The organism is Saccharopolyspora sp. NPDC047091, assembly GCF_040643635.1.
Taxonomy (GTDB): domain Bacteria; phylum Actinomycetota; class Actinomycetes; order Mycobacteriales; family Pseudonocardiaceae; genus Saccharopolyspora_C.
In genome coordinates this window covers 21029-36668 of record NZ_JBEYUS010000008.1, presented here as the reverse complement: position 1 = coordinate 36668, position 15640 = coordinate 21029, and the positions used below count along the sequence as shown (strand labels likewise).

Sequence of the window (15640 nt, the reverse complement as noted above, 5' to 3'; positions counted from 1 at the left end):
GGGCCACCCCGACGTGAATGCATCACCTGGCGTCGCACGACGCCTGTCCTGGAGGCCAACTCGTGAACGACGAGCGTGACGACCCAGCTCGTGGCCGCCACTCCCGGCAGCCCGACGGTCGCAACCCCGGTCCCCCCGACGACCGGGCCACGCCCCCCTCGTCCCGGCAGCAGGGTCCGCGTCCGCAGGGCCCACCGCCCCCGGGCGGTACTCCGCCGGGCGGTCGGCCTGCCGGACCGCAGAACCCCGCGAACCAGCCGCCCGGTGGGCAGCGTCCGGGGGCGCAGCAGCGTCCGCCGGGTCCGCCGCCGGGCGCTCCGCAGAACCCGCCGCCGCAGAACCCCGGCCAGCAGAACGCCGGCCCGCAGAACCCGGGCCAGCAGCGCCCCGCCGGGCCGCCGCCCGGTCCGGGCGCGGGTCCGTGGCCCGGTGAGGGGACGCGCCAGCAGCAGCCCCCGCAGGGCCGTGCGCGGCAGGGCGGCGACCAGCCGAACTGGCCGGGCGAGGGCCCGCGCGGTGACCAGGACGCCGAGGCGCCGTCCGAGAAGACCGGGGCGTGGGTGCCGTCGTTCGACGACGAGGACGACGCCCCGACCGGGAAGCGCGCCGCCGACTCCGGCGGTGGTCGCAAGCTCGACCTGCCGACCTCGTTCACCAAGCAGCCGCCGCCCGCCGCGGACCAGCGCACCCAGCGCCAGCCCGGTGCAGGTCAACAGGCTCCGGGTCAGCAGGGCCCAGGCCAGCAGGGCCCGGGACAGCAGGCTCCGGGCCAGCAGGGAGCCGCGCAGCAGGGCGGTCCCGCGACCCCGGACGAGCAGCACACCCAGCAGTTCGGGCCGCCGCAGCGACCCGGCCAGCAGCCCACCCGCCAGGTGCCCCCGCCGCCGCCCGGTGGCCAGAGCACCCGGCAGGTCCCGCAGCCCGGTGGCAGGCCCGCACCCGGTGCGGTCCCGCCCGGTGAGCGGCCGACCGAGAACATCCCGCAGACCCCCGGGGACGGCAAGGACCAGGGCCGCGGTCGCGGCCGCGGTGGTGCCGTGGCCGGTGGAGTCGTCGGCGGCGTGGCCGGTGCGGCCGCGCTCGGCGGTGCGGCCGCCGCCGCGGGCGGTGGCGCGGCAGGTGCCGGCGCAGCGGGCGCGGCAGGAGCGGGAGCGGCGGGTGCCGCCGGTGGCGCGAACGGTGATGCGCCGCGCGAGCCGCAGCTGCTCACCCACGAGGCCACGCAGAGCTCGTACGACTACTACTCGACGAACGACGCGTACTCCGACGACGGCCGCTACGACGACTACGACGACGGGTACGACGACGGCTACGGGAACCGCGGACATGGTGACGACGGATTCGGCCCCGACGACGAGCCGCTCGACCCGGATGACGAGTTGAGCGCCCGCAAGGCGAAGCGGAAGAAGATCTGGCGGCGCATCCGCCGCACCTGCTACGTGGCCGCCGGGGTGATGCTGCTGCTCGGCATCGGGACGTTCGCCTGGGGCTACACCATGTGGGAGGTCCCGAACCCGGAGGAGATCGCCAGCCGCACCGAGCAGACGATCATCATCAACTCCGCGGACGGCAAGGAGCTGACCCGGGTGGAACCCGAGGGCGGTTCCAAGACGATGATCCGGGACCTGGACGAAGAGGTCTCGAAGCCGATGCGCGACGCCACGGTCGCCGCGGAGGACGCGTCCTTCTACACCAACCCGGGCTTCTCCATCCGAGGCATCCTGGTCGCGGTGTACAACCAGATCGGCGGTGGCGCCGGTGGTGGTTCCACGCTGACCCAGCAGTACGTGAAGCTGGCGCTGGACCAGGACGAGTACTCGATCACCCGGAAGATCAAGGAAGTCGTCGTCGCCTACAAGGTGACCAACCAGCAGTCGAAGGACGACATCCTCAAGGCCTACCTGAACACCGCGTACTACGGCCGCGGTGCGAACGGCATCCACTCGGCGGCGGAGGCCTACTTCGGCAAGCTGCCGAAGGACCTGGACCCGAGCGAGGCCGCGGTCCTGGCCGGCATGGTGCAGCGCCCCACCGACAACGACCCCCGGGTCGACCCGGAGCAGGGGCAGTGGCGCTGGGAGTACGTGGCCGACCAGATGCTGAAGAACAACTTCGTCAGCAAGGACGTCCGCGCGAGCATGCAGCTGCCCGTCACCCGGGAGCGCGATGCGTGGAAGAGCAAGCCGGAGGGCAACGCCTCCCAGCTGCACATCCGCAAGCAGGTCCTCGCGGAGCTGGAGCGCGAGGGCTACAACGAGCAGGCGCTGACCCTCGGCGGCTACACGATCACCACGAACATCGACTCGAACGCGCAGCGGATGGCCGAGGACGCGGTCCGGAAGGTGACGCAGGGCCAGCCGCAGAACCTGCGCACCTCGCTGGTCGCGGTCGACCCGAAGACCGGTGGAGTCCGGGCCTACTACGGCGGCGGTGACCAGGTGTACTTCGACTACGCCGCCTCGCCGCAGCCGCCGGGTTCGTCGTTCAAGCCGTTCGTGGTGATGGCCGGTCTGGAGAAGGACTACGGCATCGGCGAGTACTACGACGGCAGCGACCACCAGCCGATCCTGGGCACCACGTTCGGCAACGCGCCGGGCTCGGTGTGCGACGACCCGAAGCACTGCGGTGTCCGCGAGGCCATGAACAAGTCGGTGAACACCGTGTTCGTGAACATGGCCGCGAAGTTCCGCACCACGGCGGTGCGGGAGGCCGCGATCCAGGCGGGCGTCCCGGCCGAGTACGACGGCGAGCCGACGCTGCAGAACAAGGACGGCGGCGTCGACGCCGGTATCGCGCTGGGCGCCTACCCGGTGCGGGCGATCGACATGGCGGCCTCGTACGCGACCTTCGCGAACGAGGGCAAGCAGGTCCACCCGCAGTTCGTGTCGAAGATCCAGAACGCGGTGAAGACCGAGGAGTTCGCGCCGGAGCCGTCCAAGCCGGCCTTCTCCGACAGCGCCTCCGAGAGCAAGAACCTCGCCGCGAACGTCATCCAGTCGATGATCGGCGTGGCCGAGCACTCGAAGCTGCCGCTGGACAAGGACCGGCCGGTGGCCGCGAAGACCGGTACCCACCAGTACTTCGACACCGAGAAGAACCAGAACGCGTGGATGATCGGCGCCACGCCGCAGCTGTCCACCGCGGTCGGCATGCTCGCCGACGAGGACGGCAAGCCGGTGCCGGTGGAGCAGTCCAACGGGAAGATCATCTACGGCAGTGGCCTGCCCGGCGACATCTGGCAGGAATTCATGAACGAGTACCACAAGAACCTGCCGGTGGAGCAGTTCCCGAAGGCCAGCCCGATCGGCCAGTTCGAGCAGAAGCTCCCGCCGCAGCCGACGACGACGAGCGAGCCCCCGCCGCCGCCGACGACCTCGGAGCTGCCGCCGCCCACGTCCGAACAGCCGACCACCAGCGAGAGCGAGACGTCGGAGAGCGAGTCCGAGGGTTCCGACCCGTCCGACAACTGCGGCTTGTTCGGCTGCCCGCCGGGGCAGGGCGACGACGACGATGACGGGCCCGGCGGCAACGCCGTCGGACCGACCCGCGGACGCGACGGAGAATGATCCCGGCCCGCACCGGGCGGCGCGCGACGCCGCCCGGTGCGGGCGTGGGAGAACCGTCCGCACGTCGTAGCATCCGGGCGTGTCCACGAAGCCCGAGCACGCCGGTCCCGAGCCCGAGGAGCCCGACAAGGTGAGCGCGGCAGTGGACGGCGACTCGCTGGACGCGGCGGACCGGATCGCACCGACCTGGACCGAACCGGTCGCCGCGGCGGCCTCCCGCCCCTTCGGCGGCCCGCTGGGCAGGCACGCGCAGGTCGGCAGGCAGTGGTTCTGGACCCCGCTGCGCGTGCTGCTGCTGCTGGCGATGATCACGCTCGCCGCGGCCTGGTTGTTCAAGGCGCCCTGCCTGCAGACCTACGACACCTCGCAGGGCACCCAGCTGGACTGGCGGGCGAACCGCCAGTACACGGCGATGTGCTACTCCGACATCATCCCCCGCTTCGGCATGGGCGACCTCGCCCCCGACGGGGTGTTCCCGTACAAGACGCCGTGGACCGCAGCGCCCGGGACACCGCCGGAAGAGCAGCACTACATGGAGTACCCGGTGGTCACCGGGGTGTTCCAGTGGATCAACGCGAAGATCACCGATGGCTGGTCGACGCTGTCCGCGCTGGGCTGGCTGCCCCCGGTGATGATCACCGTCCTGTACTTCAACGTCACCGCGTTCTGGCTCACCGCGGCCTGGCTCGTCGTGGTGTGGTCCGCGATGCGGCTCGCCGCGCGCCGCACCTGGGACGCGGCGCTGGTCGCGCTGAGCCCGCTGGTGTTCGTGCACGCCTTCACCAACTTCGACGCCATCAGCGCCGCGCTCGCCACCACCGGGCTGCTGGCCTGGGCGAAGCGACGACCGTGGCTCGCCGGGGTGCTGATCGGGCTCGGCGGCGCGGCGAAGCTGTACCCGCTGCTGCTGCTCGGTCCGCTGCTCGTGCTGTGCCTGCGGGCGGGACGCCTGCGCGACGGCGGACGCGCGCTCGCCGGGGCCGCGGTCGCCTGGCTGGTGGTGAACCTGCCGATCCTGCTGCTGTACCCGGTCGGCTGGGGCGAGTTCTACCGGCTCAACACCACGCGCGGGGCCGATCCGGATTCGCTGTACAACGCGCTCGCCCACTTCACCGGCTGGGCCGGGTTCGACGGGCAGCTCGCCGCGGGGCAGTCGCCGGTGGTGCTCAACTCGGTGGCGCTGGGGCTGTTCGTGCTGGCCTGCGCCGCGATCGGCTGGCTCGCGCTGGCCGCGCCGGTGCGCCCCCGGCTGGTGCAGCTGTGCTTCCTGGTGGTCGCCGCGTTCCTGCTGACGAACAAGGTGTGGAGCCCGCAGTACTCGTTGTGGCTGGTGCCGCTGGCGGTGCTCGCGGTGCCGCGCTGGCGGTGGCTGCTGAGCTGGATGGTCGTGGACGCGGCGATGTGGGCGCCGCGGATGTACTACTACCTGGGCACCGGCAACAAGGGGCTGCCGGAGGGCTGGTTCCTGGGCGCGGTGCTGGTCCGCGACCTGCTGGTGGTCGCGCTGTGCGCGCTCGTGGTGCACGAGGTGCTGCACCCGGCCGCGGACCGGGTGCGCCGCGCGCTCGGCCCCGCGGGCTCGCACGGGGCGGACGCGGTGGACGACCCGTCCGGCGGATTCCTCGACGACGCCCCGGACCGCGTCGTGCTGCCCTGGCCGCGCGGCGCCGCGCGCCGGATGGGCGGCTGGCTGCGGACCGTCGGGCCCGGGGTTCAGCGCGGCGAACGCGCGAGCTGAACCGTCCGCTCCACATCGGACTCCGGCGGCGATTCGTCCTCGTCCACCGTGGACGTCGACCGGAGAAACGCCGGGAACAGGCCGACCAGCAGCGCGGCGCGCCCCCACACCCCGATCATCAGGGCTTGGGCGGTGAACCCGTCGTCGATCCCGCCGCCCTCGCCCAGCCAGCGGAAGATGCTGATGCCCATCGCGAGGTCCGCCACCAGGTACGCCACCACCCAGCCCCAGCGCACCCGCAGCAGCACGAAGAACGGCAGCAGCCACAGCACGTACTGCGGCGAGTGCACCTTGTGCAGCAGCAGGAATCCGCACAGCACCGCCGCCGACACCTGGATCCACGGGTAGGTGCCGGTGCGCCGCCGCAGCCACTCGCCCGCCGCGCACGCCGCCGCGAACGACAGCAGCACCGCCACCGGCGAGACCACGCCCATCACCTGCTGGAACCCGTCGGCGTCGGCGAAGCCGCGGGAACCCCAGTACCAGATGGAGTTCGTGCTCAGGTCCACCTTCCGCGCGGACTGGAACTCGAACGACGCCCACCAGCCCTCGAAACCGGCCAGCGCGAACGGCAGGTTCACCAGCACCACGGTCCCCGCCGCAGCGCCGAGCACCGCCAGCGCGCCGCGCACGTCGCGCCGCCTCCCGGCGGGCAGCTCCGCACCACCGCGACCACCGGTGAGCACGTGCAGCGCCAGCGGCAGCACGAACAACCCCGGGTAGACCTTGAACGCGAACCCGGCTCCCAGCAGCACCGCGCCCCAGACGCCGCGGGTGCGCAACGGCGCTCCCCCGCGGTGCACCACGTACACCGCGGCCACCGCGCACGCCACCACCGGCAGGTCCCAGTTGTGGAACGCGTACAGCACCAGCGGCGGGCTCAACGCCCACAGCAGCGCCCGGTGCCCGCTCAACCGGCCCAGCCACCACGCCACCGCCACCCCGAACGGCGCCATCAGCAGCGCCGACGCGGCGAGGAACCCGGCGTCGGTGTGCACGGCCAGCGCGCCCAGCCAGATCAGCAGGCCGGACAGCACCGGGTACTCGACGACGCCGCCGTGCAGCGAACCGTCCTCGTCGATGCCGCCGTGCACGTACGGGAAGACGTGCCGGTCGATGTCCCGGCCCACCCACAGGTTCTGCACGTCGGAGTAGCAGACCTCCGAGTACGCGCGTTCCTGGTAGGCCGGTTCCGAACGGCCCCACTGGTCGAACTCGGGTCCGGTGCAGCGGGCCTTGTTCGCCCAGCCCGCGGCCAGCGCCAGCGCGGTGAGCAGGCACAGCAGCCCGAGCATCCCGGCGGTGAGGTGCCGCCCCGCGCGGCCCGGAACGGGCCGGGAACCGGCGAGCTGCTCGCGCATCGGCGTCCTCCCTGCCGGGCCCTCGCTGTCCGCGCCGACCCTAGCCGCCGGTGCGGATCACCCGCGCACCTTGTCCCGCAGGAAGCCGATGTCCGCGGCCTGCCCGTCGCCGGGGGTCTCCACCACGACCGGCGCTCCGGCGGTCTCGCACACCGCGACCAGCGCGTCCGGGTCGATCTCGCCCGCGCCGATGTTCGCGTGCCGGTCCCGGGAGGAGCCGAACGCGTCGCGGGAGTCGTTGAGGTGCACCAGGTCGATCCGCCCGGTGATGCCCTTGACCCGCTCCGCGATGCCCGGCAGCTCCTCGCCCGCCGCGTGCGCGTGGCAGGTGTCCAGGCAGAACCCGGCGCCGAACTCGCCGACCGCGTCCCACAACCGGGAGAGCACGTCGAAGCGGCGCGCCATCGCGTTCGCCCCGCCCGCGGTGTTCTCGATCAGCACCGGCACCGCGAACCCGCCCTCGTCGGCCTGGCGCTCGAACAGCTTGCGCCAGTTCGCGATGCCCTCGGCCGGGTCGTCGTCCTTGGTGACGTGCCCGCCGTGCACCACCAGGCCGCGGGCACCGACCTCGGCGGCCGCCTTCGCCTGCTGCGCCACGGCCTTGCGGGACGGGATGCGGATGCGGTTGTTCAACGACGCCACGTTGATCACGTACGGCGAGTGGATGAACACCGCGAGCTCGCCGTCGCGCAGCTCCGCGGCCTGCGGGTGCGGCTTCGGGGCCTTCCAGCCCTGCGGGTCGGACAGGAAGAACTGCACGACGTCCGCGCCCCGTTCCTGGGCCGCGGTGATCGGATCGTCGTCCCAGACATGAGCACCGATGAGCATGTCCGCAGGGTAGTCACCCGCCGGTCGGCCCGTGCCGCGCGGCGGGCCCGCCCGACCCGTCCGGCGCTGCTCCGAAGCGGTGGCGCAATCGGGTTCTCAATCGTTCAGGTTTCCCAAGATGCGGATTTGGCGAAGTTTTCGTGTGCGGGCCGTCACCACTTGCCAGTGGGACACGTTATTTTCCTTAGAAGTGGTGAACGGGGATCACGGGGCCGTGCAGCGGGGAGGAACCATGAGTGACGAAGCCATGCGTCCAGGCGAAGGCACGAAACCGCAGGTGAATCCGCTGCTGCGCCGTGCGGCGCGCACCGGGTTCGGCCGGGTGCTGGCCGCCGGGACCGTCGGTGCCTTCGTCACCGCGAGCAGCCTGCTCGGCGCGGGGACCGCGAGCGCCGCGGGTTCCGTCGTCCTCGACCAGTGCGCGGGCACCACCGAATCGAGCGAGTACGGCCAGACCATCCTCGCCTCGCCGAACACGCTGGACGCGAAGGTGCGGCAGGGGACGCTGCTCGTCTTCCCGTTCGGCTTCGACGTCGCCGACCAGGCCGTGCAGGAGTTCAAGAGCGGCGGGTCGATCACGCTGGGCACCGTCACCGAGGAGAAGCAGAAGTTCTCCGGCAAGACCCTCGCCCAGGAGTTCACCCCGCGCATCGACGGCCTGGCCGCGCTGCAGGGCCGCGGCGCCGAGGTGAGCAAGCACGTCCGCAACCTCGCCGCCCTCGGCTGCCTCGGCGCGAGCGTCACCGGGCACGAGAAGCCCGCCCCGCCGCCGCCCGCGCCCGAACCGGACCCCAGCGAGCAGCCCGCACCGCCGACGAACACGGCGCCCGCGCCGCCGAGCACCGGCGTGCAGCCGGCGCCCGGCACCACCGCTCCCGGTGTGCCCGGGTACCCGACCGGCGCCCCCGTCCTCGTCGCGCCGCCCGGCTACGCCACGGGCGCGCCCGGCCTGCCCGGCCAGCTGCCGCCGTGGGCGCAGGCCCAGTTCGGCGCCGCCCCCGGCTTCTCGCCGAACATCGGCGACCTGCGGGAACAGGCCGCCGCGAAGGAGCGCGAGCAGGCCGAGCAGGCGGCGCGCGACGAGGTCCGGGCCGCGGGCAAGGCCGAGGCGCTGCCGATGAGCCAGGGCGACCGGGTGGCGTTGCCGGTGCTCATCGCCGCGATCTCGCTCGCCGGGGTCACCGCGGCCCTGGTCCGCACCTGGGTGCTGCGCCGCGCCTGATCGCCGGCGGCGAGCCGCCCGCGCCGCACCTGATCGCCCGCGGCGCGGTGGTACCCACCTCACCGGACCGTCGGACCTGGTTGCTAGCCTTGCCGGGTTCGTGAAGGACCCTCCTGCCACGGAAAGTCCGTGGCCGTGAGTCCACAGGAGGTGAGTGGTCTTCATGCGTCATTACGAGCTCATGGTCATCCTCGACCCGAGCCTGGACGAGCGCACCGTGCCTCAGTCCCTGGAAAACTTCCTCAAGGTCATCCGCAACGACGGTGGCAGCGTCGAGAAGCTCGATGTGTGGGGCCGTCGCCGGCTCGCCTTCGAGATCGAGAAGCAGGCCGAGGGCATCTACGTCGTCGTGGACATCAACAGCGAGCCCGCCTCGATCAAGGAGCTGGACCGCCAGCTGAACCTGAACGAGACGATCCTGCGCACCAAGGTGCAGCGGCGCGTCGCCGAACCGCGCAAGGAGGCCCGCGTGGCCCGCGCGGCCGCGAAGGCGACCAAGCACGCCAACCGCTCCGAGGCCTCGGCCTGAGCGACCGCGACCGGATCAGTCCGGTCCGTTGGCGGCGATCCGCACTTCAGGTGACCCGCATTTCAAGAGACCCCGCATGTCAAGGACGGAGTCCAGGCGATGGCCGGTGAAACGGTAATCACGGTGGTCGGCAACCTCACCGCCGACCCGGAGCTGCGCTTCACACCTTCCGGTGCAGCCGTGGCGAACTTCACGATCGCCTCGACGCCGCGCACCTTCGACCGCCAGTCCGGCGAGTGGAAGGACGGCGAAGCGCTGTTCCTGCGCTGCAACATCTGGCGCCAGGCCGCGGAGAACGTGGCCGAGACGCTGACCCGCGGCATGCGGGTCGTTGCGCAGGGCAGGTTGCGCCAGCGTTCCTTCGAGACGAAGGAAGGCGAGAAGCGCACCGTCGTCGAGCTCGAGGTCGACGAGATCGGGCCCTCCCTGAGGTACGCGACCGCCAAGGTGAACAAGGTCAGCCGCGGTGGCGGCGGCGGTGGTTTCGGTGGTGGCGGCGGCCAGTCCGCGCCTGCCGACGACCCGTGGGGTTCGGCTCCCCCCGCCGGTTCTTCCGGCGGCGGGTTCAGCGACGAACCGCCGTTCTGACGCCCGCGCGCTCACTCGACTCGAATTAGCTTTCCAGGAGGAAGACCATGGCCAAGGCGCCTGTGCGCAAGCCTAAGAAGAAGGTCTGCGTGTTCTGCAAGGACCGCGCTGCGCAGAGCATCGACTACAAGGACACGACGCTGCTGCGCAAGTACATCTCGGACCGCGGCAAGATCCGCGCCCGTCGGGTGACCGGCAACTGCAGCCAGCACCAGCGCGACGTCGCCATCGCGGTGAAGAACGCCCGCGAGATGGCGCTGCTGCCCTACACCTCGACCGCCCGCTGATTCGAGACCGCTCGTCCGGCCCGCGCTGCTCCGGCGCGCGGTCCCGGATGTCCGCGGTCTCGTGAGAGACGCTAGAAGGAGACACGTCGTGAAGATCATTCTGACTGCTGACGTGACCGGCCTGGGCGAGTCGGGTGACATCGTCGAGGTCAAGGACGGCTACGCGCGCAACCTGCTGCTGCCGCGCGGCCTGGCCATCGTCGCCACCAAGGGCGCGCAGAAGCAGATCGAGACGATCCGCCGCACCCAGGAGGCGCGCCGGGTCCGCGACCTGGAGCACGCCCAGGAGCTGAAGGCGCAGCTGCAGGACCTCGGTCCGGTCACGCTGAACGCCAAGGTCTCGGCGCAGGGCAAGCTGTTCGGTTCGATCACCGCCGCCGATGTCGTGGCAGCGGTGCGCAAGGCCGGTGGCCCGAACCTGGACAAGCGCACGGTGGACCTGCGCGGTCACATCAAGGCCCTCGGCAAGCACGGGGTCGACGTCCGGCTGCACCCCGACGTCAAGGCGTCGGTGAACGTCCAGGTGTCGGCCGCGAGCTGACCCGGTACGCGTTCGTTCGGCGGGAGTCCGGGCTTCCCGGGCTTCCGCCGATGCGTCCGGCCGCCGCGCTGGAGCGTTCGGCGCCGGTGGGTTCCGCTGTCCGGCGGGCGGCGATGATCACCCGTTCGCCAGCTTGACGGTGACGGAACTCGTTCGTGCGCCGTCGACTTCGACACGCCGAACGAGCAGTTTCCCCGCGACACGCCGCGGGTTTTTCAACAGATTTCTCCACAAGCAGTCCACAAGGGCTGACCTGTGCTTTTCGGATGATCTTGGTCGGTTGTCCCCAGGTTGTCCCCATCTGTTCCGCCGAGTTGTACACAGGTATCCGCGACTTGTCCCCAGCTGTCCACAGGTTGTCCCGATAGTTGTCCACAGCTCGGTTTGCCTGGTCCATGCGAGCGATCTAGCTTCCCCCACGCGCCCGCGCGTGACGGATCGTGATCGGCCGGTGCGTTCCGGCCGGCTCCCGCACCGGGGACGCCGTCGTGGATCGCGCGACCAATAAGGCCGCCCGCAGCGGTGGCGGGTGACGGTGTCGGAGGTGACGGGTACCCGTGGCGTTGGCAGACGAACGAGGCGCACAGCCCGCGTCGAACGGGGACTCCGGCTTCGAACGCCAGCCCCCGCAGGACTTGGCCGCGGAGCAGTCCGTGCTCGGCGGCATGATGCTCAGCAAGGACGCCATCGCCGACGTCGTCGAGGTGCTGACCCCGAACGACTTCTACCGGCCCGCGCACCAGTCCATCTACAACTGCGTCCTCGACCTGTACGGCCGCGGCGAACCCGCGGACGCGATCACCGTGTCCGCCGAGCTCGAACGCCGCCAGGAGCTGCAGCGCATCGGCGGCGCCCCCTACATGCACACGCTGATCGCCAGCGTGCCGACCGCGGCGAACGCCGGCTACTACGCCGAGATCGTCGCGGAGAAGGCGGTGCTGCGGCGCCTGGTCGAAGCGGGCACCCGGATCGTGCAGCTCGGCTACCACGGTGCCGAGGGCTCCGCGATCGAAGAGGTCGTGGACCGGGCGCAGGCCGCCATCTACGACGTCACCGAGCGCCGCACCAGCGAGGACTACGCCGCGCTGGAGGACCTGCTGCAGCCGACGATGGACGAGATCGACGCCATCGCCTCCCGCGGCGGCGAGTCCCAGGGCATCCCCACCGGTTTCGTCGACCTCGACGAGGTCACCAACGGGCTGCACGGCGGACAGATGATCATCGTCGCGGCGCGACCGGGTGTCGGCAAGGCGCTCGCGCTGGACACCCCGCTGCCCACCCCCGGCGGCTGGACCACGATGGGCGAGGTCGCCGTCGGCGACGAGCTGATCGGGCTGTCCGGGCAGCCCATCCGGGTGGTGCGCGCGACCGAGGTGCTCACCGACCGCCCCTGCTTCGAAGTCGAGTTCTCCGACGGCGGCGTCCTCGTCGCCGACGCCCAGCACCAGTGGCGGCTCTCCGACGGTCAGGTCCGCACCACCGCCGAACTCGCCGCCGCAGGCACCGACCACGAACTCCCCGCGCACACCGGCCTCCGGCTGCCGCAGCGCGAGCTGCCCGTCGCGCCGTACGCGCTCGGCGTGTGGCTCGCCGCGGGCGACGAGTCCGGGCAGGTGCGCGGCGCGCCGGAACTGCTGGAGCAGGCCGGTCTCGCGCACGCCGCCGAACCCGCGGACGCCGAGGTCACCACCGTCGGCGCCGTCGTCGAATACCCGGCCGAGGAGGGCGCCGCGGAGCCGGACGCCCCGAAGCCCGAGTTCGGCGTGGACATCCCCGCCGCGCTCGCCCGGTTCGGTTCCTGGGACGACCACGACCTGCCACCCGCGTACCTGCGCGCCAGCGAGGAGCAGCGCCGCGCGCTGCTGGCCGGGCTGCTCGACGCCGCCGGTTCCGTCGACGCCGACGGCAGGCTGCGGCTGGAGATCAGCGAGCCGCTGTCGGTGCGGGTGCGGGAGCTGCTGCTCGGCCTCGGCTACACCTGCGGCGCCCGGATCGCCGACTCCGCACCCGGCGGTTTCGACCGGGTGGCGATCGTGTTCGACAGCGGACCGGACGAGGTGTTCCGGCTGCCCGCGAAGAACTCGGAGCACAAGGAAGCCAGGCAGGACCGCGTCGAGCCGCCGCGCCGCATCGTCGCCCTCCGCGAAGTGCCGAGCGTGCCGGTGCGCTGCGTCGAGGTCGACGCCCCCGACCACCTGTACCTCGCGGGCCGCGGCATGGTGCCCACGCACAACTCCACGCTGGGCCTGGACTTCGCCCGCACCGCGTCGATCAAGCACGGCCTGGCCAGCGTCATCTTCTCGCTGGAAATGGGCAAGACCGAGATCGTGATGCGCATGCTCTCCGCGGAGGCCCGCATCCGGCTCGGCGACATGCGCGGTGGCCGCATGACCGACGACGACTGGACGCGGCTCGCGCGGCGGATGAGCGAGATCAGCGAAGCGCCGCTGTACGTGGACGACTCGCCGAACCTCACCATGATGGAGATCCGGGCGAAGGCCCGGCGGCTCAAGCAGCGCGCCGACATCCAGCTGGTCGTCGTGGACTACCTGCAGCTGATGACCTCCGGCAAGCGCGTCGAATCCCGGCAGCAGGAGGTCTCGGAGTTCTCCCGAAACCTCAAGCTGCTCGCCAAGGAGCTGGAAGTCCCCGTCGTCGCGATCTCCCAGCTGAACCGAGGTCCCGAACAGCGCACCGACAAGCGCCCGCAGCTCTCGGACCTGCGTGAATCCGGTTCCCTGGAGCAGGACGCGGACATGGTGATCCTGATCAACCGGCCGGACGCGTTCGAACGCGACGACCCCCGGATGGGCGAGGCCGACCTGATCCTGGCCAAGCACCGCGCCGGCCCCCAGGCCACCATCACCGTCGCCCACCAGCTGCACTACAGCCGCTTCGTCGACATGGCCCCGGAATAGGGCGTGCCGCACCGGCGGCGGCCGGATCAGGCCGCGGTGAAGCTCTCCTCGCGGAGGAGGGGCACCGCGATGCTCGCATCGACCTCGGCGGCGATCTCGACGTCGTCGGCGAAGCCCCCGTCGACGAGTTCCCGCCCGCTCGCGCTCGCGCGCAACCGCGCGGGCAGGTCACCGGCGACCGCGCGGTGGGCGGCGGCCGCGGAGAACGCCTCGGGTGAGAACGACCCGAAGCCCTGCGCGTCGAGCGCGGCGAGGTAGGCACCGGCACCCCAGAGGTCCTCGACGGCAGGGCGCAACGAACCGTCCGGCCAGCGCTCACCAGCGGCGATGACCGACACGGACGCTCCGCGCACCGCGGCGAGCCGGTTCCTCGTCCACTCCGCGGCGGCGGTGGCGTTGCGCAGGCTGACGCCGATCAGGGTCGTGCCGGTCGCGGCGACGTCCTGCGCGATCGTCGATCCGTTCGGCGACGGGAGGACGAGCCTGCGGACCGGGCCGGCGGCTCGGATGGTCCCGGCGGAGAGGCTGATCCGCCCCGGCCGCGCCGCCGACCGGCCCACGGCCAGCACGGCGTCGCGGTCCTGCGCGAACCGCTCGGCGCGCTCGTCCCGCCAGCGGAAGGGGAAGACCTCGATCCCCCGGTCGACCGCGACGGTCAGCGCGGTGGTGAAGGACAGCACGTCGACGACGGCGACCAGGTCGGATGCCCCGGCCAAGGTCTCGGCGCCGACCGGCCCCCAGTCGAACCGGGCCGACCAGGGCTCCTGCGCGTGCGGATTCGCCATGCAGCGGACGATAACGAGGACACCTCGCTCGCGAGCGGCGTTCCGGAATGGCCGGTCAGGCGCCGGTGGTGCCGTCGATCGCTTCGCGGAGGAGGTCGGCGTGGCCGTTGTGCCGGGCGTACTCGTGGATCAGGTGCAGCAGCACCAGGCGCAGCGAGACGTCGGTGCCGGAGCGCGGGTCGCGGGCCACGACGTCGAGGGACTCGGCTTCGCGCTCGATGCGGCGGGAGTGCTCGACCTCGGCGCGCCACGCGGCGAACGCCTCCGCCCCGGTGCACCCGCTCGGGTCGTAGGCGGCCTGGAAGTCGCCGTCGGCGGACCACACCAGCGGGACGGCCTCGCCCGCGATGGTGCGGCGGAACCAGGCCCGCTCGACCTCGGCCAGGTGTCGCAGCAGGCCGAGCAGGCTCAGCTCGGACGGCGGGGACGCCCGCCTGCGCAGCTCCTCGTCCGCGAGGCCGTCGCACTTCATCGCCAGCGTCGCCCGGTGGAAGTCCAGGTAGGCGCGCAGCATCGGTCGTTCGGCGCCGGTCGTCGGCGGGGCGGGACGTTCGGCGGGCACGAGCACTCCTGGATCAGGACGAGGGATCAGAACCGGGGATCAGAACCGGGGATCAGAACGGGCAGTACATGACGTGCAGGCCGATCCGGCCCAGCTCGGGGTGCTCGAACGCGCCGGGCACGGTGCCGATCACCGCGAAGCCGAGCCGCTCGTAGAGCGCGACGGCCGACCGGTTCGACTCGACGACCGCGTTGAACTGCATCCCCGCGTAGCCGGCGCCGCGCGCCCAGGACAGGGCGTCCCCGCACAGCCCGCCGCCGACGCCTCGGCCGCGCGCCTCCGCGGCGACCATGAAGCTCGCGGTGGACACGTGCGCGCCCGGTCCTGCCCGGTTCGGCCCCATCTTGGCGGTGCCCAGCACCCGCCCGTCGACCTCGGCGACGGTGGTGCGGCCCGGCGGCCGTTCCAGCCAGAGCTCGCGGGCCTGCTCGGCGGACAGGTCCCGCTCGTAGCAGAACGTCTCGCCCGCGCGCGCCACCTCGCGGAGGATCGGCCACACCTCGGGCCAGTCGGCCTCGACGAACTCCCGGATCCGCATGCGGCGAACGCTAGTGCGGCCCGGGTGGGTGAACAATCGGTTTTCCGCCGCTCGTCCGATCGCCGTGACCTCGGACGACCGCGCCGCGGGCGAACACCGGGCGCACCGGGCCGACACGCCGGGGCACGCGCTGCCGGAGTGATCAACGTCCGCTCCCTACCCTCGATGCACATCCGG

At 72.0% G+C, this 15640-nt stretch carries 13 protein-coding genes; 8 read left to right on the top strand and 5 right to left on the bottom strand.

The features are described from left to right. Positions 1-62 precede the first annotated feature (62 nt). Positions 63-3566, top strand: a complete 3504-nt coding sequence (locus ABZ805_RS06260; protein ID WP_358435161.1) for a transglycosylase domain-containing protein — start codon at positions 63-65, stop codon at positions 3564-3566. 142 nt (positions 3567-3708) lie between these two features. Next, positions 3709-5304, top strand: coding sequence for a glycosyltransferase 87 family protein (locus ABZ805_RS06255; protein WP_358435412.1), 1596 nt, complete (start codon positions 3709-3711; stop codon positions 5302-5304). Here the strand turns inward: ABZ805_RS06255 and ABZ805_RS06250 are convergent. Next, positions 5280-6599 carry a glycosyltransferase 87 family protein gene (locus ABZ805_RS06250; protein ID WP_358435409.1) on the bottom strand — a complete coding sequence of 440 codons (1320 nt, stop codon included), beginning with the start codon at positions 6597-6599 and terminating at the stop codon, positions 5280-5282. The genes ABZ805_RS06255 and ABZ805_RS06250 overlap by 25 nt on opposite strands. Positions 6600-6722: 123 nt before the next feature. Next, a complete protein-coding gene (locus ABZ805_RS06245; protein ID WP_358435159.1) occupies positions 6723-7493 on the bottom strand; it encodes a deoxyribonuclease IV in 771 nt (256 codons plus the stop codon). Positions 7494-7725: 232 nt separating this feature from the next. Between ABZ805_RS06245 and ABZ805_RS06240 the strand changes: the two genes are divergently transcribed. From ABZ805_RS06240 to dnaB, 6 genes are all read left to right on the top strand, one after another. Further along, positions 7726-8715: a hypothetical protein gene (locus tag ABZ805_RS06240; protein ID WP_358435156.1), complete on the top strand. Its 990-nt coding sequence runs from the start codon at positions 7726-7728 to the stop codon at positions 8713-8715. 163 nt (positions 8716-8878) lie between these two features. After that, entirely contained in the window at positions 8879-9244 is a 366-nt protein-coding gene (gene rpsF, locus ABZ805_RS06235) for a 30S ribosomal protein S6 (RefSeq protein WP_224962174.1), read from the top strand. Between the two features lie 99 nt (positions 9245-9343). After that, a complete protein-coding gene (locus ABZ805_RS06230) occupies positions 9344-9832 on the top strand; it encodes a single-stranded DNA-binding protein (RefSeq protein ID WP_358435153.1) in 489 nt (162 codons plus the stop codon). Between the two features lie 47 nt (positions 9833-9879). Continuing rightward, on the top strand, positions 9880-10119 hold the full coding sequence (gene rpsR / locus ABZ805_RS06225) for a 30S ribosomal protein S18 (RefSeq protein WP_184484100.1): 240 nt from the start codon (positions 9880-9882) through the stop codon (positions 10117-10119). 88 nt (positions 10120-10207) lie between these two features. After that, positions 10208-10660, top strand: a complete 453-nt coding sequence (gene rplI, locus ABZ805_RS06220) for a 50S ribosomal protein L9 (RefSeq protein WP_358435151.1) — start codon at positions 10208-10210, stop codon at positions 10658-10660. Between the two features lie 557 nt (positions 10661-11217). Continuing rightward, on the top strand, positions 11218-13578 hold the full coding sequence (gene dnaB / locus ABZ805_RS06215) for a replicative DNA helicase (protein WP_358435148.1): 2361 nt from the start codon (positions 11218-11220) through the stop codon (positions 13576-13578). A 26-nt stretch (positions 13579-13604) separates the two neighbouring features. Here the strand turns inward: dnaB and ABZ805_RS06210 are convergent, their stop codons facing one another. The 3 genes from ABZ805_RS06210 to ABZ805_RS06200 are packed head-to-tail and all read right to left on the bottom strand — an operon-like array spanning position 13605 to position 15463. Next, positions 13605-14363, bottom strand: a complete 759-nt coding sequence (locus ABZ805_RS06210; protein ID WP_358435146.1) for a 2-phosphosulfolactate phosphatase — start codon at positions 14361-14363, stop codon at positions 13605-13607. A gap of 55 nt (positions 14364-14418) precedes the next feature. Continuing rightward, entirely contained in the window at positions 14419-14925 is a 507-nt protein-coding gene (locus ABZ805_RS06205) for a DinB family protein (RefSeq protein ID WP_358435143.1), read from the bottom strand. A gap of 52 nt (positions 14926-14977) precedes the next feature. Beyond that, positions 14978-15463, bottom strand: coding sequence for a GNAT family N-acetyltransferase (locus ABZ805_RS06200; RefSeq protein WP_358435141.1), 486 nt, complete (start codon positions 15461-15463; stop codon positions 14978-14980). Positions 15464-15640 lie beyond the last annotated feature (177 nt).